The 20383-nt window shown below is 70.8% G+C and carries 22 protein-coding genes; 9 read left to right on the forward strand and 13 right to left on the reverse strand.

Annotated elements, in window-relative coordinates; translation table 11 throughout:
* Positions 1 to 25 precede the first annotated feature (25 nt).
* A complete protein-coding gene (mqnC, locus tag KBX46_RS12315) occupies positions 26 to 1216 on the reverse strand; it encodes a cyclic dehypoxanthinyl futalosine synthase (RefSeq protein WP_088951121.1) in 1191 nt (396 codons plus the stop codon).
* Between the two features lie 172 nt (positions 1217 to 1388).
* On the opposite strand from mqnC, the gene KBX46_RS12320 reads away from it, so the two are divergent.
* Positions 1389 to 2414 (forward strand): IS30 family transposase, encoded by a 1026-nt coding sequence (locus KBX46_RS12320; protein ID WP_256440028.1) that lies wholly within the window; start codon positions 1389 to 1391, stop codon positions 2412 to 2414.
* A 62-nt stretch (positions 2415 to 2476) separates the two neighbouring features.
* On the opposite strand, the gene paaE is transcribed toward KBX46_RS12320, so the two are convergent.
* Genes paaE through paaA form a run of 5 tightly spaced genes read right to left on the reverse strand, consistent with a single transcriptional unit; the run spans position 2477 to position 6135 of the window.
* Complete coding sequence (gene paaE, locus KBX46_RS12325) at positions 2477 to 3586, reverse strand: 1,2-phenylacetyl-CoA epoxidase subunit PaaE (protein ID WP_210792575.1); 1110 nt, start codon at positions 3584 to 3586, stop codon at positions 2477 to 2479.
* Complete coding sequence (gene paaD, locus KBX46_RS12330; RefSeq protein ID WP_088951117.1) at positions 3583 to 4059, reverse strand: 1,2-phenylacetyl-CoA epoxidase subunit PaaD; 477 nt, start codon at positions 4057 to 4059, stop codon at positions 3583 to 3585. Before paaD ends, paaE begins: the two co-directional genes overlap by 4 nt.
* Entirely contained in the window at positions 4053 to 4778 is a 726-nt protein-coding gene (gene paaC, locus KBX46_RS12335) for a 1,2-phenylacetyl-CoA epoxidase subunit PaaC (protein ID WP_088951116.1), read from the reverse strand. Before paaC ends, paaD begins: the two co-directional genes overlap by 7 nt.
* Complete coding sequence (gene paaB, locus KBX46_RS12340; protein ID WP_088951115.1) at positions 4775 to 5059, reverse strand: 1,2-phenylacetyl-CoA epoxidase subunit PaaB; 285 nt, start codon at positions 5057 to 5059, stop codon at positions 4775 to 4777. The genes paaC and paaB overlap by 4 nt, the downstream gene beginning before the upstream one ends.
* A complete protein-coding gene (gene paaA / locus KBX46_RS12345) occupies positions 5056 to 6135 on the reverse strand; it encodes a 1,2-phenylacetyl-CoA epoxidase subunit PaaA (RefSeq protein ID WP_088951114.1) in 1080 nt (359 codons plus the stop codon). The genes paaB and paaA overlap by 4 nt, the downstream gene beginning before the upstream one ends.
* Before the next feature lie 370 nt (positions 6136 to 6505).
* On the opposite strand from paaA, the gene KBX46_RS12350 reads away from it, so the two are divergent.
* Both KBX46_RS12350 and KBX46_RS12355 read left to right on the forward strand, forming a co-directional pair.
* Positions 6506 to 7498, forward strand: coding sequence for a hypothetical protein (locus tag KBX46_RS12350; protein WP_210792576.1), 993 nt, complete (start codon positions 6506 to 6508; stop codon positions 7496 to 7498).
* Positions 7498 to 8460 (forward strand): hypothetical protein, encoded by a 963-nt coding sequence (locus KBX46_RS12355; protein WP_210792577.1) that lies wholly within the window; start codon positions 7498 to 7500, stop codon positions 8458 to 8460. The genes KBX46_RS12350 and KBX46_RS12355 overlap by 1 nt, the downstream gene beginning before the upstream one ends.
* A 69-nt stretch (positions 8461 to 8529) precedes the next feature.
* On the opposite strand, the gene KBX46_RS12360 is transcribed toward KBX46_RS12355, so the two are convergent.
* The 3 genes from KBX46_RS12360 to KBX46_RS12370 all read right to left on the reverse strand — a co-directional run bounded on the left by KBX46_RS12360 (position 8530) and on the right by KBX46_RS12370 (position 11422).
* A complete protein-coding gene (locus KBX46_RS12360) occupies positions 8530 to 9381 on the reverse strand; it encodes a menaquinone biosynthetic enzyme MqnA/MqnD family protein (RefSeq protein WP_088951111.1) in 852 nt (283 codons plus the stop codon).
* Positions 9333 to 10724: an MFS transporter gene (locus tag KBX46_RS12365; RefSeq protein ID WP_210792578.1), complete on the reverse strand. Its 1392-nt coding sequence runs from the start codon at positions 10722 to 10724 to the stop codon at positions 9333 to 9335. Before KBX46_RS12365 ends, KBX46_RS12360 begins: the two co-directional genes overlap by 49 nt.
* Positions 10725 to 10837: 113 nt before the next feature.
* Positions 10838 to 11422, reverse strand: coding sequence for a helix-turn-helix transcriptional regulator (locus KBX46_RS12370; protein ID WP_088951109.1), 585 nt, complete (start codon positions 11420 to 11422; stop codon positions 10838 to 10840).
* 169 nt (positions 11423 to 11591) lie between these two features.
* Between KBX46_RS12370 and KBX46_RS12375 the strand changes: the two genes are divergently transcribed.
* Both KBX46_RS12375 and KBX46_RS12385 read left to right on the forward strand, forming a co-directional pair.
* A complete protein-coding gene (locus KBX46_RS12375; protein WP_210792579.1) occupies positions 11592 to 12842 on the forward strand; it encodes an HNH endonuclease signature motif containing protein in 1251 nt (416 codons plus the stop codon).
* Between the two features lie 306 nt (positions 12843 to 13148).
* Positions 13149 to 15323: an AAA family ATPase gene (locus tag KBX46_RS12385; protein ID WP_247667366.1), complete on the forward strand. Its 2175-nt coding sequence runs from the start codon at positions 13149 to 13151 to the stop codon at positions 15321 to 15323.
* On the opposite strand, the gene KBX46_RS12390 is transcribed toward KBX46_RS12385, so the two are convergent.
* Genes KBX46_RS12390 through KBX46_RS12405 form a run of 4 tightly spaced genes read right to left on the reverse strand, consistent with a single transcriptional unit; the run spans position 15312 to position 17595 of the window.
* Positions 15312 to 15923, reverse strand: a complete 612-nt coding sequence (locus KBX46_RS12390; RefSeq protein WP_088951106.1) for a hypothetical protein — start codon at positions 15921 to 15923, stop codon at positions 15312 to 15314. The two genes, KBX46_RS12385 and KBX46_RS12390, sit on opposite strands and share 12 nt — an antisense overlap.
* Positions 15920 to 16267 carry a YbaB/EbfC family nucleoid-associated protein gene (locus KBX46_RS12395; protein WP_099849887.1) on the reverse strand — a complete coding sequence of 116 codons (348 nt, stop codon included), beginning with the start codon at positions 16265 to 16267 and terminating at the stop codon, positions 15920 to 15922. Before KBX46_RS12395 ends, KBX46_RS12390 begins: the two co-directional genes overlap by 4 nt.
* Positions 16268 to 16276: 9 nt before the next feature.
* Entirely contained in the window at positions 16277 to 17203 is a 927-nt protein-coding gene (locus tag KBX46_RS12400) for a WXG100 family type VII secretion target (protein WP_210792580.1), read from the reverse strand.
* Complete coding sequence (locus KBX46_RS12405; RefSeq protein ID WP_143743148.1) at positions 17200 to 17595, reverse strand: WXG100 family type VII secretion target; 396 nt, start codon at positions 17593 to 17595, stop codon at positions 17200 to 17202. Before KBX46_RS12405 ends, KBX46_RS12400 begins: the two co-directional genes overlap by 4 nt.
* Before the next feature lie 131 nt (positions 17596 to 17726).
* Between KBX46_RS12405 and KBX46_RS12410 the strand changes: the two genes are divergently transcribed.
* Genes KBX46_RS12410 through KBX46_RS12425 form a run of 4 tightly spaced genes read left to right on the forward strand, consistent with a single transcriptional unit; the run spans position 17727 to position 20359 of the window.
* Positions 17727 to 18353 carry a transporter gene (locus tag KBX46_RS12410; protein ID WP_210792581.1) on the forward strand — a complete coding sequence of 209 codons (627 nt, stop codon included), beginning with the start codon at positions 17727 to 17729 and terminating at the stop codon, positions 18351 to 18353.
* Positions 18354 to 18361: 8 nt separating this feature from the next.
* The gene (locus KBX46_RS12415; protein ID WP_088951102.1) at positions 18362 to 18673 is read left to right on the forward strand and encodes a transcriptional regulator; all 312 of its coding nucleotides are present in this window, start codon (positions 18362 to 18364) and stop codon (positions 18671 to 18673) included.
* Entirely contained in the window at positions 18670 to 19611 is a 942-nt protein-coding gene (locus KBX46_RS12420; protein ID WP_210792582.1) for an ABC transporter ATP-binding protein, read from the forward strand. The genes KBX46_RS12415 and KBX46_RS12420 overlap by 4 nt, the downstream gene beginning before the upstream one ends.
* A gap of 10 nt (positions 19612 to 19621) precedes the next feature.
* Entirely contained in the window at positions 19622 to 20359 is a 738-nt protein-coding gene (locus KBX46_RS12425; protein WP_088951100.1) for an ABC transporter permease, read from the forward strand.
* The last annotated feature ends 24 nt before the right edge of the window (positions 20360 to 20383 follow it).

The following is a 20383-nucleotide window of genomic DNA, read 5'->3' on the forward strand; positions in this document are numbered from 1 at the left end:
CCGAACGGCCGGACGCCGATCCGCGTCAGTTGACCTCGACCAGCGGCAGGGATTTGCCCGCCCCGCCACCGGGCAGCGCGATCGAGGAGAAGTGTGAGACCACCCGCTCGTCGGTCGGGTCGTCGGCCGGCGTGTGGTGCACGGCGAGCCGGTTGTAGAGGGTGTCCCGCTGCGCGGGGATCCGGTCCGCCGAGCGGATCATGCCGATCAGCTCGTGCAGGTTGGAGCGGTGCCGGGCACCGGCGGAGGAGATGACGTTCTCCTCCAGCATGATCGAGCCGAGGTCGTCCACGCCCATGTGCAGCGAGAGCTGCCCGACGTCCTTGCCCGTGGTCAGCCAGGACGCCTGGAGGTGCGGCACGGTCTCGAAGAAGAGCCGGGCCACCGCGACCAGCCGCAGGTATTCCAGCGTGGTCGCCTGGGTGCGGCCCTTGAGGTGGTTGTTCTCCGGCTGGTACGTCCACGGAATGAAGGACCGGAAACCGCCGGTGCGGTCCTGCACGTCACGGATCATGCGCAGGTGCTCGATCCGCTCGGCGTGCGTCTCACCGGTGCCCATCATCATGGTGGCGGTCGACTCGATGCCCTGCCGGTGGGCCAGCTCCATGACCTCCAGCCAGCGCTCGCCCGACTCCTTGAGCGGCGCGATGGCCTTTCGCGGCCGCTCCGGCAGCATCTCCGCGCCGGCGCCGGCGATCGAGTCCAGACCGGCCGTCTTGATCCGGGCGATCGCCTCGTCCAGGCTCACACCGGAGACCTTCGCCATGTGCAGGATCTCGCTGGGGCCGATCGAGTGGATGACCAGCTGCGGGTATGCCTGCTTGACCGAGGAGAACAACTCCTCGTAGTACTCCACGCCATAGTCCGGGTGGTGCCCGCCCTGGAGCATCACCTGGGTCGCGCCCAGCTCGACCGCTTCGCCGCACCGGCGCAGGATCTCCTCGGTCGGGTGGGTCCACCCTTCCTTGTGCTTGGGAGCGCGGTAGAACGCGCAGAACTTGCACGCCGTCACGCAGACGTTCGTGTAGTTGATGTTGCGGTCGATCAGGTACGTGACGACGTTGTCCGGGTAGCGCCGCCGGCGCACCGCGTCCGCCGCCTCGCCCAACGCGTGGAAGGGCGCCTCGGTGTAGAGCAGCAGCGCCTCCTCGGGCGTGATCCGCCCGCCGTCCGCGCCACGCTGCAGGATGTCGTCGATCTCCCGGCTCACCGTCACACCCCGAGCCTACGTCGCCCGCCCAGCGCCCGGCATTCCGCTCCGCCTCCCGTGACGTGCACCCCAGCGTCTGAGAGCTGTCCGGAGGGCCAAGATCTTGGACAGTTTCCGTCAGCGCGGCGGGCTCAACTGGTGGTTGCAACACCCTTCCGTGATGTTCGTTGGGGTGGTTATGGCGTCGAGGTTGAGTCCGTTTGAGCGGGAGCAGATCGGGTTGGGTCGGGCTGCGAGTGAGTCGTTGCGGTCGATCGCGCGAAGGTTGGGGCGGTCGGTGTCGACGATCTCGCGGGAGGTGGGTCGGTTCGAGCGTTATGGGCAGCGGTATCAGCCGTTGATGGCGCAGTGGGCGTCGTTTCTGCGGCATAACCGCTGCGGGCGGGTGGCGCGGTTGGCTGTTGATGGGCCGTTGCGTCAGGTGGTGCTGGATATGCTGCGTCGGCGTCGTTCGCCGCAGCAGATCAGTGCCCGGCTGCGGGCGCAGTTCCCGGACATGCCGGAGATGTGGGTGTCGCACGAGACGATTTACCAGGCGATCTATCTGCAGGCGCGGGGCAACCTGCGCGCGGAGTTGACGCGGCAGGTGGCGTTGCGTTCGGGTCGGGCCGCTCGCCGCCGTCGGGCCGCGCCGGCCGGGGCGGTGCGCTCGGCTAGGCCCTGGGTGAACCTGCGTATCGCTGACCGGCCAGCTGAGGTCGCTGACCGGGCGGTGCCCGGGCACTGGGAAGGTGACCTGCTCGAAGGCGTCCGTCGGGGCGGGCGTGGTGGTTCCGCGATCGCCACGTTGGTGGAACGCGCTACCCGGTTCGTGATCCTGGTCGGGCTGCCTGAGGGCAAGGTCTCCGAGCACGTCGTGTCCCAACTGGCCGCCGCGATGACCTGGCTCCCGCAACGGTTACGGGCCTCGCTGACCTGGGACCAGGGCGTCGAGATGGCCCGGCACCGTGACTTCACCATCGCCACCGACTGCCCGGTCTACTTCTGCGACCCACACAGCCCCTGGCAACGCGGCAGCAACGAGAACACCAACGGACTGCTGCGCCAGTACTTCCCCAAAGGCAAATTCGACTTCACCACCATCGACCAGGCCGGCCTCGACCACGTCGCCGACGAACTCAACGACCGCCCCCGCATGACCCTGGGCTGGGCCACCCCAGGTGAGAAGATGACCCAGCTACTCGGTGTTGCAACCACCAGTTGAGCCCGCCCGCCGAACGGAAACTGTCCAAGATCTACGCAAGGCGACCCCGTCGTTCGGCGTCGTCATGCGTCGTAGTCGACAGTGAGCTTGTCGGTCGTCGGGCTGGACTGGCAGGTCAGGACGTAACCGGCGGCCAGCTCGTCGGGCTCCAGGGCGTAGTTGCGGGCCATCGTGACGGCACCGTCCACGACCTTCGCCTTGCAGGTCGAGCAGACACCACCCTTGCAGGCGTACGGCAGCTCGCCGCGAACCTTCAGCGCGGCGTCCAGCACCCGCTCCTCGCGACCCATCGTGAAGCTCGACGAGCGGCCGTCCAGCACGATGGTCACCTCGGCCCCGGCGCCCACCTGGTCGGTGGGCCGGCGGACCGGCTCCGGAGGCGCGTCGACGTGGAACAGTTCGGTACGCACCGCCGACTCGGGAAGCCCGCGCGCGGTCAGCACGTCCCGGACGTCGACCACCATGCCGTACGGGCCGCAGAGGAACCATTCCTCGACCAGGTCGCCCGGCACGATGCTGCCCAGCAACTGGCCCAGCCTCTCGGCGTCGATGCGCCCGGAGAGCAGTGGTGACTCGCCCTGCTCCCGGGACAGCACGTGCACCAGGTGCAGCCGGGTGGGATAGCGGTCCTTCAGGTCGGCCAGCTCCTCGGCGAACATCACAGTGTTCGCCGTGCGGTTGCCGTACACCAGGGTGAACGTGCTGGCCGGCTCGACGGCCAGGGCGGTCGCGACCAGCCCGAGCACCGGTGTGATGCCGGAGCCGGCGACGACCGCGCCGTAGTGGCGAACCCGGTCCGGCGCGAAGGCCGTCGTGAAGGTGCCCAGCGGCGGCAGCACCTCGACCGTGTCGCCGCCGCGCAGCGCCCCGCAGGCGAACGCCGAGAACGCGCCGCCGGGGATCTCCCGCACCCCGATCCGCAACCGGCCGCGCCGGGTCAGGTCGTCGGGAGTGGAGCAGATCGAATACGACCGGCGCACGTCCGAGCCGTCCTCAGCCACCCGCCGCACCGTGAGGTGCTGGCCCGCCCGGAACGCGAACGTGTCCCGCAACTCCTCCGGTACGGCGAACGTGACCGCCACGGAGTCGTCGGTGAGCCGGTCGACGGCCGCGACCGACAACGGGTGGAAGGCCGGCCGGCGACGGACCGGGCGGGTGATGGTGACAGTCACAGCGCCTTCAGGTGGTCGAAGGGTTCGGAGCAGGAACGGCAACGCCACAGCGCCTTGCACGCGGTGGAGCCGAACCGGCTGACCTGCTCGGTCTCCGGCGAACCGCACTGCGGGCAGCGGACCGCGAGGGTCAACGACACCACGCCGGCGGCCGGCACCGGGGCCGGCGGGGCGATCCCGGCGGCGGCCAGCTTGGCCCGCCCACCATCGGAGATCCAGTCGGTGCTCCACGGTGGGCTGAAGACCGTGCGCACCTCGGCGTCGGCGTGGCCCGCGACCGCGAGCGCGCGGCGGATGTCGGCCCGGATCACGTCCATCGCCGGGCAGCCGGTGTAGGTCGGGGTGATGGTGACGGTGACCCGACCACTGGCCGGATCCTCCTCGACCGCCCGCAGGATGCCCAGCTCGTCGATGGTGATCACCCGGATCTCCGGGTCCACCACCGACGCGGCCGCCTCCCTGGGGTTCACCACTGCGCTCCGGGGTGGGCGCGGTGCAGCACCTGCATCTCGGCGAGCAGGTAGGCCAGGTGCTCGGTGTGCACGCCGGTTCGTCCACCGGCCGGCGCCCAGCCGCTTCCCGGCAGGGTGAGCGTCGCCTCCGCCAGCACCGCGCCGACGGTCTCGTCGAACGCCGGCCGCAGGGTGGCCGGGTCGACCGGCGCCGCCGGGTCCGCGGCGAACAGCTCATGGGTGTACGGCCACACCTGGTCGACGGCGGCCTGCATGCGACGGTGCGACTCCTCGGTGCCGTCGCCGAGCCGCTTCACCCACAGCGCGCCGTGGTCGAGGTGGTACGCCGACTCCTTGCGCGCCTTCGCGCCGATCGCGGCCAACCGCTCGTCCGCGCAGCCGGCCAGTGCCGTGTACAGCGGCAACTGGTACGCCGCCAGGAAGAACAGCTTCGCCATCGTCACCGCGAAGTCGCCGTTGGGCAGCTCGACCAGGAGCGCATTACGGAACTCGCGGTCGTCGCGCAGGTACGCCAACGCGTCCTCGTCCCGGCCCGCGCTCTCCAGCTCGCCCGCGTACGACAGCAGCAGGCGGGCCGCGCCGAGCTGGTCGAGGGCGATGTTGGCCAGCGCCACGTCCTCTTCCATCTCCGGGGCGCGGGTGGTCCACTCGGCCAGACGCTGCGCGGCGATCAACGCGTCGTCGCCGAGGCCGAGGGCGAAGTCAAAGGGTCCGTTCACAGGTGGGCCACCCCGTCCGGCACCTCGTAGAACGTGGGGTGGCGGTAGACCTTGTCGGCGGCCGGGTCGAAGAAGGCGTCCTTCTCGTCCGGGCTGGACGCGGTGATCGCGCCGGCCGGCACCACCCAGATCGACACGCCCTCCTGGCGACGGGTGTAGAGGTCCCGGGCGTTGCGCAGGGCCAGCTCGGCGTCGGGGGCGTGCAGGCTGCCGACGTGGGTGTGCGACAGCCCGCGCCGCGCCCGCACGAAGACCTCCCACAGAGGCGAGTGATCCGTCATGCCGCTACCTTCTCCCGCTGTTCTGCCCGCTTCGCGGCGTACGCCGTGGCGGCCTCCCGTACCCATGCGCCGTCGGCGTGTGCGGCCCGGCGGTGGGCGATCCGTTCCCGGTTGCACGGCCCGTCGCCGGAGATGACCCGCATCAGCTCGTCGTAGTCCGGCTGGGTGTAGTCGTGAGCCTGCCGTTCCTCGTTCCAGCGCAGATCCGGATCGGGGATGCGCAGCCCGAGGATCTCGGCCTGCTGGACGCACATGTCGACGAAACGCTGCCGCAGGTCGTCGTTCGAGAAGCGCTTGATCTTCCAGGCCATCGACTGACCGGAGTGCGTGGAGTCGCCGTCCGGCGGGCCGAACATGGCCAGCGACGGGTACCACCAGCGGTCCACCGCGTCCTGAGCCATCGCCTGCTGCCCCGGGGTGCCGTGCGCCAGGGTGTGCAGGATCTCGTAGCCCTGCCGCTGGTGGAACGACTCCTCCTTGCAGACCCGGATCATCGCGCGGGCGTACGGGCCGTAGGAGCAGCGGCACAGCGGCACCTGGTTGACGATCGCCGCGCCGTCCACCAGCCAACCGATCGCGCCCACGTCGGCCCAGCTCAGGGTGGGGTAGTTGAAGATCGAGCTGTATTTCTGTCGCCCGTCGAGCAGCAGCCGGACCAGCTCGTCGCGGCTGATGCCGAGGGTCTCGGCGGCGGCGTAGAGGTAGAGGCCGTGGCCCGCCTCGTCCTGCACCTTGGCCAGCAGGATCGCCTTGCGCTTGAGTGACGGCGCCCGGCTGATCCAGTTGCCCTCCGGCTGCATGCCGATGATCTCGGAGTGGGCGTGCTGCGCGATCTGCCGGATCAGCGTCCGGCGGTACGCGTCGGGCATCCAGTCGCGTGGCTCGATCTTCTGCTCGGCGTCGACCACCTCGGCGAAGTACGCCGCCAGGTCCTCGTCCGGGGCTGGGCCGCCACGCCGTCCGCGCGCTGCCGCCGCGCGAAGCTCGGCCTCGGCGGCCTCGACCTCACCCAGCAGGCCGCTACCGGGGGCGTCGTCCGGGGTGCCGTTCGGGGCGGAGAAGTCGTTGCCATACATGACGCTAAGTGTTACAGCTTGCGCCACGTTGCACCAGGGGGTGTAACAGGAATCCGAGGATCCCATCCGTAACGGAATGAGCGCTTTGCGTCACCTGGATCGCCGGACGTCGCAGTGACTTGGGCCACGAAACAAAGGTGAATCCCCGCAAGAACCGCATACCGGTCCCATATCGCGTCTTTATGGCGACGTGCCTGGTGTCGGACTCTGGCGGGTCCGGCAACCGGACGTAGACTTTCCGCCGTCACACCGATCGGCTTCAAACGATCGCCGTACGACAGAGGCCACTTCCCCCGGCCTTGGCGATCAGCCGGTTTGTCCGGACAACAAGCCGGTCCCCCCGGCCCTGACACCTGGAGCTCACCCACTCATGCGATCTCGCGTGACCATGGTGCTCGCCATCACGGCGGTCCTGCTCGGCGGCGTCCTACTGGTCCCCGCCGCGTACGCCCGCCTCTCCGACGGCGACAGCAGCGGAGGCGGAGGCGGCGGTGCCGCCTCGACCGTCGCCGCGCCCGCGCCCACCCCGCCGCCGCCGCCCACGCTGGCGGCCGGACCCGTGTCGGTGAGCTTCCAGGGTGAGTTCTTCTCGTGGGCGCTGCTGGACCGGCAGACGGGCACGATCTCCGGATCGCCGAACATGACCGCGACCAGCTCCACCGAGTCGATGATCAAGGCGTGGATCGTCTCCGACTATCTGCGGCAGCTCAAGAACAAGGAGCCGTCCGCAGCGATGAAGGAGATGGCTCGAGTCGCCATCGTCGACAGCAACGACGGGGCTGCCAACAAGGTGCACGCTGCTGCTGGCGGCTCGTACAAGCCCTCCAACAGCAGCACGCCCGACGCGGTGATCCAACGGGCGATCACGATCTGCGGGCTGACCGACACCAAGCGCGGCAACGTCAAGCCGTACACCGGTTACTGGAGCTTCACCCGGATGTCCCCCCGCGACGCGGTCCGGCTCGGCGACTGCATCGCCGACGGCAAGGCCGCCGGGCCCAAGTGGACCAAATGGGTGCTGGACCAGATGAGCAAGGTCAAGGGCACCACCGCCAAGAAGGACCAGAGACCAGACTCCGGCGGTGGACGCTGGGGGATCATCGACGGTCTGCCCAAATCGATCACCGCGCAGGGCCCGGTCAGCATCAAGAACGGCTGGACCCCGATCAACTACGACGGCAACTGGCACGTCAACTGCCTCGCCGTCAACGACAAGTGGAGTCTCGCGGTGATGCTGCGCTACCCGCAGAAGAGCGGTCTGGACTACGGCGCGAAGGTCTGTGCCAGCGTGGCCACCCAGCTGGTCACCCCGCAGCCGGGTGCCGCGCTCAAGGTGCCGCAGCAACCGGTCGGGAAACTCTGATGGCCGGCAACCGTCGGGCCGCCCGGCGCGAGGGCGCTGACGCGTCCCCCCTTCGGCTGGTCGCGATCGCGGTCATCCTGATCGGCCTGGTGCTGGTGTCGCTGCGGCTGCTGCCCGGGTCGCCGTTCGAGTCGTCCGCCGCCGCCAAGTGGGGAAACGCCGGCACGACGACCAACGACCGGTCCACCGGCAAACCCACCGACCGCAGCGCCCGCCAGCCGGCCCCGCCGTCGCCAAGCCCCAGCCCCTCCCTGGCACCGCTGCCGTTCGCGGCCAAGGACCTCGACCTGGACATCGAGGGCTGGTATTCCTGGAGCGTGCTGGACCGTCGGACCGGGCAGATCATCGGCTCCAGGAACATGGGCGAGACCAGCACCACCGCCTCAATGATCAAGTCGTGGATCGTCGCCGACTACCTGCGTCGCGCGGCCGACGCCGGTCAGACCCCGAGCGACGCGAAGCTCGCCGACGCGACGCGGATCATCCGGGACAGCGACAACACCCGGGCCGAACAGTTCTACAACCAGGTCGGCCGGGACGCCTCGATCAAGCGGCTGATCTCCATGTGCAAGTTGACCGACAGCAGCGTCGCCCCCGACCGCGGTTGGAGCCGCACGGCTCTCTCCCCCCGGGACACCGCCCGCCTGGGCAACTGCATCGCCACCGGCACCGCTGCCGGGCCGAAGTGGACCAAGTGGCTGCTCAACGAGATGAAGCTCGTGCGCGGCGCCGGTGACTTCGGCATCCGCAAGGCGTTCCCGGCCGCCGAGCAGAAGCAGATCGCCATCAAGAACGGGTGGATCGACCGGACCAGGGAGCAGGAGATGCACATCAACTGCCTGGCCATCGGCGACACCTGGACGATGGGCGTGATGGTGAAGTACCCGATCGACAAGGGCTACGACTACGGCATGAAGAACTGCGAGAAGATCACCGAGGCGCTGCTCCGCCCCGGTGCCTGAGCCCCGCCGGCCCCGGCCGGCTGCTCAGCTGGCCCGCGCAGGCTGGCTGGCAGGGGCCGCGCCCGCCGCTCAGCCCGCGAAGAACTCCGGGCCGCCGTCCGGCAGTGCCGGGGCCTCGCCGATGGCGGTAGCCCGCCGGGCCCACTCCCGCAGCCCGGCGACCTGACGGTCACCGAGGGAGAAGTCCAGGGTCCGGAAGTACGTGGCCAGCGTCTCCGCGTCGAACGTCTCCCACCGGGCCGCCGCCTCGGCGACCTGGTCCAACTCGGCCAGGCAGAGGTCCCGCGAGCGCAGGAACGCCTCGTGCACCTCCTTGACCATGCCCGGATGGGCGGCGGCGAAGTCGCGGCGGACCGCCCAGACGGCGAAGACCATCGGCAGGCCGGTCCACTCCCGCCACGCCTGCCCGAGATCGGTGACGGTCAGGCCCCGCTGGGGCGCCTCGTAGTACGCCCGCAGCGCCACGTCACCAATCAGCACCGCGGCGTCGGCCTCCAGCAGCATCTGGGTCAGGTCCGGCGGGCAACGGAAGTAGTCGGGCCGCACGTTGTACTGCTCGGTGAGCAGCAGTTGAGCCAGCATGACCCCGGTCCGCGACGTCGAGCCGAGCGCCACCCGGGCGCCGTCCAGCTCGGCGAGGGGTCGGGTGGAGACCATATTGACCGAGAGCACCGGCCCGTCGCTGCCCACCGCCAGGTCCGGCAGGAGCAGAAGCTCGTCGGCGTGCTTCAGGTACTCCAACAGGGTGATCGGGCCGATGTCGAGGTCGCCGGCGACCAGCGCAGCGCTCAACCGGTCCGGTGAATCCTTGTGCAGGTCGACGTCGAGCAGGGCGCCGGAGCGCATCAGACCCCAGTAGATCGGCAGACAGTTCAGGAACTGGATGTGCCCGACCCGCGGGCGTGCGATGCGCTCAGCCATGACCCGACCGTATCCCCGGCCTCCGGCTCCGGCTCGGCGGGCCGGCCCGAAGTGGCCAACCCCGCATCCGTGCCAGCGGCCTGGGGATGTCGGAGGGCTTCGTCCGGCACCGGCCGTCGTACCGCCCGGGCGACGACCGGCACGAACGCCAACACCACCACGAGCCCGGCCGCGCCCGCTGCGGCGATCAGTGGTCGGGGCGGGACGACCGTGAGCAGCGCCCCACCGATCAGATAGCCGGCCATCGAGCCACCCTGCACCGCAGCGCCGTAGCTGGCGTACGCCCGGCCGCGCATCGCCTCCGGCACCCGGCGGCTGGTGAGCAGGTTGGCGAAGACGTTCTCGCCGCCGTTCGCCGCGCCGGCCACCAGCCAGAGCGGCACGAGCAGGGCGGCCGTCGGCACCGTCGCGGCGATCAGCACCAGCAGGCTGCACATGGCCAGCGTCACCAGCACCCCACGGATGAGCGCCCCGTCGTGGTCGAACCGGCGGGCGAGTCGGGCGGCAATCCAGCTGCCGGGCAGCATGCCGGCCATCCATGCCGCTCCCACCAGGCCGTACGTGGTCGCCGAACCGTGCAGCGTCTCCCGGATGAAGAAGACCTCGATCACGTTGATGCCGCCGATCGCCGCGATCACCACCGCGGTGCTGGCCACCATGACCAGCATCAGCGGGTCACGGCGCAGCCGCCAGCCCATCCCCGTACCGCTCGGGTCGGCCTGGTTCGCGGGGCGTCCCCCGCCCGCCGGCCCGGCCGCGGCGGGCCGCCGGCCGCCCCGCCGGGTCCGTAGGAGCAGGCCCGCGACCACCAGCGCCAGGTAGGTCACGGCATCGAGAAGCAGGGGTACGCGAGTGCCGAACTGCCCCACCAGCAGGCCGGCCAGCACCGGCCCGCCGAGCGCGCCGAGGGAGACGGCGTTCTGACTGATCGCGCTGGCCCGGGGCAGGTCGGCCGGGCGGACCATCGCCGGCAGCAGCGCCGCCAGGCAGGGCTGGGTCACCGCGAGCCCGCAGGCGAGCAGGGCGACGAGGCCCACGACCAGGACCGGGTGCTCGGCGACGGCGAGCAGCGTACAGATGACAGCCTGCGCCAGCCCGACGGTGACCAGCAGGGTGCGGCTGTCCACCCGGTCGGCGAGCCGTCCGGTGAGCGGGGCGAGCACCACCAGGGGCAGGGTGGCCGCGAGCAGCAGCCCCGACACGGCAAGCCCTCCGGCGCCGGAGCCCTGGAGCGCCAACGCGAGCGCGGTGGCGGCCAGGAAGTCGCCGCAGATCGTGGTGCCACGGGCGGTGGCGGCGAGCCAGACGTCCGGCCAGCGCGACGGCTCAGTTGTGAAGGACATACTTCGAAAATAATGCTTCACAACTGATCAGCACAACCCCCTGCCGCCGCCACGACGGCGAATGGCCGGTCGGCGATCAACCCCCTGCGGCTCGGCGCACCGCGACCATCCAGTCAGGCCAGCGGCACAGCCCGGTACTGCACGGCGACCATGCGGGCCCCCGCCGGAGGATCGGCCTGGCGCAGGCGAGCCCGGTACGGCTGCAGCATGGTCATGACCGCCTGGTTCACCTCGGCCAACTCCTCAGCGGTGAGCAGCAGCAATGTGTCGTTGAAAAGCGCGGCGTCGTACCACTCGGCGGGCTCATCCCCGGCGCGCCGCAGCCAGTCCCGGGTCCGCTCCATGGCCCGAACGGCATGCGCCTCCACCAGCGCCTGCTCGGCCGCGCGCGCCTCGGGCCCGGCATCGCGACCCGCCTCGACCCACACACTCACACTCGGCACTCGCCACAGCCGCTCGCGCGCGTCCCCGCGACTCGGCGCCTGCTCGACCAGGCCGAACTTCGCCAGCGCGCGCAGGTGGTAACTGGTCGCGCTCGGCGACAGGCCGACGATCTCCGCGCACTCGGTGGCGGTCCCACCGCTCTCCCGGCTACTCAGGTATTCCATGATCGCGATCCGAGCCGGATGAGCCATCGCCCGCATCACCTGCGGGTCACTGATCGTCATCCGACGCGAATCGGGGCTGGCCTCGGTCATGAGCCCATGATCCCGGGCGGTTCCCCGACCCGCCATCACCCCCGCAGTGAGCAGCACCCGACTTCTGCGAACACCCGGTTTGAGGCGTGGCCAGTTCACGCGACGTTCAGCGTCAACGCCACAGTCGAAGCGGACCGAAACTGTCGTACACCTGTTCTAGTCTCTGTCTATGTTGAGGGCGTTGGCGCAGGCGGGCGGCGCCGTCGACGACTGTGCCGGCACCTCGCTGTGGGCGCTCTCCGACGACGACCTGCTCGCGTGTCTCGACGCGACCCACGTGCTGGCGCAGCGGTTGGCTACCGTCCAGCTCGGCCTGGTGCGCGAGGTCGACTCTCGCGGCCTCGCGGTCGCCCAGGGTGCCTCGTCCACGTCCGTCTGGCTGCGAGAACGGCTGAGGCTTTCCAGTCGCTCCGCCCGCCAGTTGGTCCAGCTCGCCGCCGCCGTCGACGCCGCACCGCAGGCGGTGCGTGACGCACTGCTGAGCGGCGCGATGACCGTCGAGCAGGGTCGGGTGGTGGCAGAGACGATCGCGGCCCTGCCGCCCGAGGCCGGCCCTGAGGTGGCGGACAAAGCCACTCAACTGCTGGTCACCTGGGCCGACCGCTTCGATCCGACCATCCTCAGCCGGCTCGGGGAGCGCGTCCTCACGCACGTCGCACCGGATCTGGCCGACCAGGCCGAGCTGGCCGCCCTCGAAAAAGCCACCGAGCGGGCCGTGGCCCGTCGGCACGTCACGCTCTCCGAGCAGCAGGACGGGCAGGTACGCCTCAGCGGCAACCTCGACACCGAAACCGCGAGCCTGCTACGGGAGGCGATCGACAGGCTCTGCGCCCCGGCCGGTGAGCACGACGACCGCAGTCCCGGTCAGCGCCGAGCGGACGCGCTGGGCGAGGTCTGTCGTTTGGCGCTGCGCACCGGCCAGCTGCCCGACAACGGCGGCGACCGGCCGCAGCTCGTCGTGACCGTGTCGCTGGACGAGCTGGTCAACGGCGTACGCGCCGGCACCCTGGAGACCGGAACACCCCTCACGCCGGGCGCGATCCGCCGTCTCGCCTGCGATGCGGGCGTGCTGCCGGCGGTGCTGGGCGGCGACAGTCAGGTTCTGGACGTCGGGCGCCAGCGCCGGCTCTTCAACGGCCCGTTGCGCCGGGCACTCGTGCTGCGCGACGGCGGTTGCGCCTTTCCTGGTTGTGATCGGCCATCCCGATGGTGCGACGGTCACCACGTCCGGCACTGGGCAGACGGCGGAGCTACCGCGCTGGGCAATGCCGTGCTGCTCTGCGGCCACCACCACCGGCTCATCCACCGCGGCGACTGGCTGGTCCGCATCGCGCCCGACAGCCGGCCGGAATTCCTCCCGCCCAGCTGGCTCGACCCGCTACGCGCACCACGACGCAACCTCTACCACCGGCGCTGCTGACACCCGGCAGACGTGCCGTCGCCACCCGAGAACGGCATCAACCACCCGGCCGACCGCTGACGTCGGGGCAGCGTGTTGCTACCCGACGACACGCCCACTTTCGTGCGCCGCGCCCGGCGACACGCCCTCTCGTACGGATGGTCGCGTGGGTAATTCGGTGGAACGGACAGGCCGGGGAGCGTAGGGTTGCAGCCCGCTTGACGGCCGAGGTGATCTGCACCGGAACGGACGTCTTCGCGCCGGGCGGCCGGCCATCCGCCCCCGGACACGCGAGCGCGCAGCAGATGTGAACGATGGGACGTCAGCATGCCCGCACTTGACCTCGACACCCACCTCGACACGGATCTGGCCGCCGAACGCACGCACCTCGCAAACTCGCGGGCAGCGCTACGCCGGATGCGGGAGCGGGCCGAAGCCCTCTTCTCGACCGGTGACCAGGTTGCCGGCGACGCCTACGCGGCCGAGACGCTGGGTCGCACCCTGGCCCGCCGGGTGGCCGAGCTGGCGGACGACCCGACCACGCCGCTCTTCTTCGGTCGCCTCGACTTCACCGGAACCACGGACCACGAAACCATCGACAACGCGACCGCGGACAGCGGGACCACCAGCAGCGGGTCTACCGACGGCCGCCCGGCGCAGGGCGGCAGCGGCAGCGGCAGCGGCAGCGGCAGCGGCAGCGGCAGCGGTGATCATGAAGGCCGGCGGTACCACGTGGGGCGGCGGCACGTCACTGACGAGCTTGGCGAGCCGTTGGTGCTGGACTGGCGGGCACCGGTCTCCCGGTCGTTCTACCGGGCCAGCGCGCGGGATCCGCAGGGGGTGGCCGTCCGGCGGCGGTTCGGGTTCAGCAACGGCGTGCTGACCAGCTTCGAGGATGAGCGGTTGGATCGGGGCGAGGAACTCGGTACGACCAGCCGGATCCTCACCTCCGAGATCGAACGACCGCGCGTCGGGCCGATGCGGGACATCGTCGCGACCATTCAGCCGGAGCAGGACGAGCTGGTCCGGGCCGACCTGGCCGACTCGATCTGTGTGCAGGGAGCACCGGGGACCGGCAAGACGGCTGTCGGCCTGCACCGGGCCGCGTACCTGCTGTACCTGCATCGGGAGCGTCTGCGACGGGCCGGTGTGCTGATCGTCGGACCCAACCGGGCGTTCCTGTCGTACATCGCGGCAGTGCTTCCGGCGCTCGGCGAGGTCGAGGTCGAGCAGGCCACGGTGGAGGAGTTGATCTCCCGGGTGCCGGTTCGGGCGGTCGAGGCGCCGACGGTCGCCACGCTCAAGCACGACGTACGCATGGCGAGCGTGCTGCAACGCGCGGTGCAGGCACAGATCGGCACGCCCACCGAGTCGATCACCGTGTCGGACGGTTCGTTCCGGTGGCGGATCGGTCTGGAGCCGTTGCACCGGATCGTCGAGGAGACCCGCCGGGAGGGTCTGCCGTACGGCACCGGCCGGGAGCGCGTCCGGGCGCGGGTGGTGAGCCTGCTGCAACGGCAGGCCGAGGCCCGTCGGGCCGAGTCGCCCGGTGATGCCTGGCTGCGTCGGATGAGCCGCTGCCGCCCGGTGGTCGACTTCCTGGACGCGGTCTGGCCGGCACTCACCCCGGAAGGGCTGGTGCACAGCCTGCTCTCCGACCCGGATCGGCTGGCCGCGGCGGCGGACGGCCTGCTCAGCGATGCGGAGCAGGCGTTGCTCGTCTGGGCGAAGCCGGCTCGCACCCCCAAGGCGACCCGCTGGACCGCCGCCGACGCGGTGCTGATCGACGAGGCGACCGGACTGTTGGAACGACCCTCCGGGTTCGGGCACGTGGTGGTGGACGAGGCGCAGGACCTCTCCCCGATGCAGTGTCGGGCCATCGCCCGGCGCAGCGAGCACGGCTCGATCACCCTCCTCGGTGACCTGGCCCAGGGCACCGCGCCGTGGGCGGCCACGGACTGGAAGGAGTCCCTCGCCCACCTGGGCAAGCCGGACGCCGTGGTGGTCCCGCTGACGATCGGTTTCCGGGTGCCAGCCGCGGTGGTCGCGTTCGCGAACCTGCTCCTTCCGGCGCTCGCGGTGGACGTACCGCCGGCCGAGTCGCTACGGCACGACGGCGGCCTGGACGTGCGTACGGTGACCGATTTGACCTCGGCGACGGTGGCGGAGGTGCGCTCGGCGCTCGCGCACGACGGCTCGGTCGGTGTGATCGCCGCGGACGACGCGGTCGACGGGTTGCGCGCCGCACTGGCCGACGCCGGTGTCGCGACCGCGACCGCCGACGACGTGGCGTCCGCGGAGCGGGTCACCCTGGTGCCCGCGACGCTGGTCAAGGGCCTGGAGTACGACCATGTGGTGGTGGTCGAGCCGGCCGCGATCGTCGCGGCCGAACCGCGCGGGCTGCACCGGTTGTACGTGGTGCTCACCCGAGCGGTGTCCCGGCTGGCGGTGCTGCACCACGAGCCGCTGCCCGCGCCGCTCGTCGGTGGGTCAGCCGGCTGACAGGGCCGCCGCGATCTCCCGCAGGGGGCGGCCGGAGTCAGCCAGTGGCACGTGGAACGACAACCACGACCCGTCGGCAAAGTCGATCCGCAGCCGCTTCCAGTTCAACCGGTACCGGCCGACCCGGGCGGTCACGGCCGTGCGCGGCACCGACCCGAGCAGCTCGATGTCGGCCTGCGCCCGTTCGTCCGCCGCTGAGCTGGAGAGCAACCCGACCGGTGCTGTCGCGCCGACCAGCAACCGCTGGTCGGTGACCCCCAGCACGATGTCGCGGACGCCGGAACCCTTCGCCGTCACGGTCAGGGCGTGGTGCAGCAGGGAAGCCTGCGAACCTGGTTCGCCTCGACCTCCGACGCCGAAGAAGAGCCAGTCGACGGCGTCGTCCGCCCGACCGAAGGTGATGTTCGGCGACAGCACGTTGAGCAGGGCACCCAGGAAGCCCGGCCCACCCGGGGCGGGTGGCGCCGACGGCTGCGGGGGCGCCGCCGGGGTCAGCCCTCCCCCCGCTCGGACCCGGGCCACCGCACGCACCTGCTCTCCGGCCGCTAGCAGCCGGGTGATCCCCTCGACGTACCGCGCCTGACTGCCGTCGACCGTCATCGGCGCTCCTCGTGGTCGCCGGGCCGGCGCGGGCCGGCACCTGGCTCCCCGATGACCTCACCGACCAACTCCCGGACCTGGGCCGCAGCGGCCTCCTGCGCCCGGTTGGCGGCCGCGGTGAACTCCTCGGCCAGGCTGTAGGAGTCCAGTCGCATCGCCCGCGCGTTCAGCTCCGCAGAAACGATCTTCCCGTCGGCGGCGGCGGTGACGCGCACCAGGCCGGAGTCGCTCACCCCCTCGGCGCTGGTCTGCTCCAGCTCCGCCATCCGGTCGGCGAGCTGCCGCTGCCAACCGTCCAGGTTGCGGGCCAGCGCCTCGATGCGGTCCAGGGCGGGGAAGGTCATGGCTGCCTCTCAGTTCACGATGGAGTCGAAGACATTCTGCACACTCTTGGTGTACGGGCCCAGGTCATCGCTGTACGTGCCGTCCACGAGGTAATTGCGGTCCTTCTGCCCGTCGGAGATGTCGTGCAGGCCCACACCGGTGTCCAGCAGTGCGCCGCCGAAGCCGGGGACGTTGACCGGCGAGACCTGGTTGATGACGAACTTGCCGGGAAAGAGGGTCTTGAACTTCTCGATCTGGAAGGCACGCCCCTCCGGCGTCCAGCCACCCTTGGTAATCAGCTTGTACTGCTTTTTCCGCTTCTTGAGCTCCATGACGGTGTTGGCGTACTCGCGGAGCTGCCCGGCGACTTTGCCCAACCGAGTGGCGAGGCGGGTGAGCACCTCGGCGAACCGGGCGACGATCTTGACCATCCGACCCACGGTGGTGGCCAGCCGGGCCAGCACCCGGACCACAGTGGCTGCCAGCGAGACGCCGGCGCTCAGCGCCGCGGCCACCGCCGCAATGATCACCTCGGTGAGGAACCAGAGCAGGAACTCGAGGATCAGCTCGACCAGCAGGTTGAACGCGTCGACCGCCGCGTTGGCCGCCTCGACCAGCACGTCCTTGGTGCCGTCGAGCCCTCGGGCCAGCTCCTCGATCGCCTTTTCCACCGACTCCATCGAGGCGTGGAAGCTCTCTGCGGCGTCGCCCTTCCAGTTGCCGCGCAAGCGGGCCCGGTCGGCGATCTGGTCGCCTGCGATCTCCCGGACCGCCGCGCCGGTGTCCAGGCAGACCTGCGCCGCCCGCATCAGGTCGTCCGGTTCACCGGCGACCAGTTCCAGCAGTTGCTCGAACGGCCAGAGCACCGCGTTGGAGAGCGGCTTGAAGGGCTCCGGAGTGCCCGACACGATCTGCTCGAAGTAGGTCTTGTTGCGGTGCAACGCCTCCGTGCTCATGCGGGCACCGGCCCGCTCGGAGCGCCGGTGCCACCCGACCAGGGGCCGGGAGCGATGAGGTCGGGAGCTGGCGGGCGGCCGGGCACGAACATGTCGGTGTTGGCCACGTCGGTGCCGGTGTAGGCACCGGCGGTGTCGCTGACCCCCTCCGCGATGTCCGCCATCATTTCGGCTCCGTCGGCGAGCCCCTGGAGGCACGCCTCGAACTGCTCGGCGTACGCGGCGGCGAGGCCGAACGACGCCGGCATCACCCCGAACGCGTGCCGAGGCACGTGCCCGTCGCCAAATGAACGGTGCAGCTCGCGGAAGCGGGCCGCCCGGTCGTTGGACGTCTTGGCGAACGCCGCCAGCGCCTCCGGCTGGACCTCCAGGTCTCTGCTCGGGCTCGACACGGACCCTCCCCTGTGTCCTGTGCGACCGGTCAGCCGCCACGGTTCCCCACCATAGGCACTGCGCGCCGCTGTCGTAACCCGGACGCCGAGCGGGACACCGCGTTCGGACTTTGCATCGTAAAGTAGTTTGCGTGCACCTAGACGATGACCTTCCACCCGCCGACGCGGCAGCGGCCCTCCGGCTGATCCAGGACCAGCGTTCCGCGACGGCACGGCGCCTCGATCCCGACGCCCGCCTGGTCTACTGGCCCTGGGGAGTCGCCTGGCTGGTCGGCTTCGGGCTGTTCTTCCTGCGGTTCTCCCCCGACGACCGGGAGCTGCTCCGGCTGCCGAGCTGGCTGCCGCTGACCGTCCTCTTCGCGCTGCTCGTGGCAGCCGGAGTGATCCAGGCAGTGGTCAGCACACGGGCCTACGGCCAGGTGATCGGTGACTCCGCCCAGCGTGGGCGCTGGTATGGGTGCACGTGGGCCCTCGGCTCCGTGAGCATCTACGCGGGGCTCGGCCGGATCTCCGAGTACCTACCGGACGATCTGGCGGGCCTGGTCTGGTCGGCGACCGCCGTCGGGCTGACCGGCGCGCTGCACATGGCCGGTGGAGCGATCTGGCTGGATCGGGACCTTTTCCGGCTGGGCGTCTGGATCAGCGTGATCAACCTGGCCGGTGTGATCGCCGGGCCCGGCTGGCACGCGCTGGTCATTGCGGTGGCCGGCGGCGGCGGGATCCTGGTCGCTGGCGCGATCGCCCGACGGCGACAGTGACACCGCCGATGAGCGAACTGGACCCGGTCATCCACGCGCAGGCTCGGCTCCGGGTGGTCGCCAGCCTCTCCGCACTCGGCGACGGCGACCTGATCGCCTTCCCCCGGTTGCAGGAACTGCTCGCGATGACCGCCGGCAACCTCTCCGTGCACCTGCGCAAGCTCGAGGAGGCCGGCTACGTGGAGATCAGCAAGACCCACCGTGGACGCACCCCGGCAACCCTGGTCCGGCTCAGCCGGCGGGGCCGGCTGGCGTTCGAGGAGTACACCGAAGCGATCCGCACCCTGCTCGACCCCACCCCGTCGAAGGAGCAGTCATGACCCTCGCCCGCGCCGACCAGGCCAGTCGCCGGTACGGCGACGTCCTCGCCCTCGACCGTGTCGACCTGGAAGTCCGGGCCGGTGAGCTGGTCGGCCTGCTCGGCCCGAACGGCGCCGGCAAGAGCACACTGATGAACCTGCTGGTCGGCCTGCGCCGGCCCAGCTCGGGGCGGGTCGAGCTGTTCGGCGGCGACCCCCGCGACCCGGCGAACCGGCGGCAGATCGGGGTCACCCCGCAGGAGACCGGCCTGCCGGGCACACTGCGCGTCGGTGAGGTCGTCGACTTCGTCTCCGCGCACTACCCGGACCCGGTGCCCCGCGGTGAGTTGCTCGACCAGTTCGGCCTGGGCGACCTCGCCCGACGGCAGACCGGAGGCCTCTCCGGTGGGCAGCGTCGCCGGTTGGCGGTGGCGTTGGCATTCGTCGGCCGACCCCGGCTGGTGCTGCTCGACGAACCGACCACCGGTCTGGACGTCGCCGCCCGGCACACCCTGTGGGAGGCGATCCGCGCGTTCCACGCCGACGGCGGCACCGTGCTGTTGAGCAGCCACTACCTGGAGGAGGTGGAGGCGCTGGCGCACCGGGTGGTGGTGATCGGGCAGGGCCGGGTGCTCGCCGACGACACGGTGGACGCCGTGCGCGGCATCGTCGGCGTACGCCGGGTCAGCCTTGTCGCCGACCAACTGCCCGATCTGCCCGGCGTCGTCCGCACCGAACGGGTCGACGGCCGGCTGCACCTGCTCACCACCGACGCCGACGAGCTGGTCCGAGCGCTGGTCACGGCCGGAACGGCCTTCACCGACCTGGAGGTACGACCGACCTCGCTGGAGGAGGCGTTCCTCGCCATCACCAGCGGGGACGCGCCCGCCGGGGACCAGCCGGCCACCGAAGGCCGAGCCGCCACCGCCGCTGCCGGCGGCCAACCCACCACAGTCTGAGGAGGCCACCGTGCAGCTCGCCCTGGTTCACGCCCGCTACCAACTCCTGGAGATCATCCGGATTCCGGTGGCCGTCGTCGGCAGCGCCTTCTTTCCGGCCGCCGCCATGATCTTCTTCGTGGTGCCGTTCGCCGGCGACGACGCGGCCGGTGCCACCTTCGCCACCGCGTCGATGGTCACCTTCTCGGTGATGAGCGCCAACATCTTCCAGTACGGCGTCGGCGTCGCCGAGGACCGCGACCAGCCCTGGAACCCGTACACCCGGACCTTGCCGGCCGGGCCCGCGCCCAGGTTCGCGGGCCGGGTGCTGGCCGGCCTGGCGCTCACGTACCTCTCGCTGATCCCGGTCGTGGTGATCGGCGCGACGCTGACCGCGGCCCAGATCACCCCCGCGGCCCTACTGCTGACCATCGGCACCGTGGCCGTCATCTCGGTGCCGTTCACTCTGATGGGCCTCGCGATCGGCTACTCGCTGCCGAGCAAGGCGGCGATCGTCGTGGCGCAGGTCGTCTTCCTGCCGCTCGCGTTCGGCGGCGGCCTGCTCTCCGCGCCGGGTGAGGCACCCGGGTTCATCGAGACGATCGCGCCGTACCTGCCCACCCGGGGCGCGGCCGAGCTGATGTGGTCGGCGGTCGGCGAATACCGCGTCGAGCCGCTGGCGATGATCATGCTCGGCGTCTGGGTGGTGCTGCTCGCAGCGCTCGCCGGTTGGGCGTACCGACGGGACGAGGGTCGCCGGTTCAGCTGACGATTCGTCCGTTTCCGCCCCGGG

Origin of the sequence: Micromonospora sp. C81, from assembly GCF_018070425.1 — a bacterium.
Lineage (GTDB): Bacteria > Actinomycetota > Actinomycetes > Mycobacteriales > Micromonosporaceae > Micromonospora > Micromonospora zamorensis.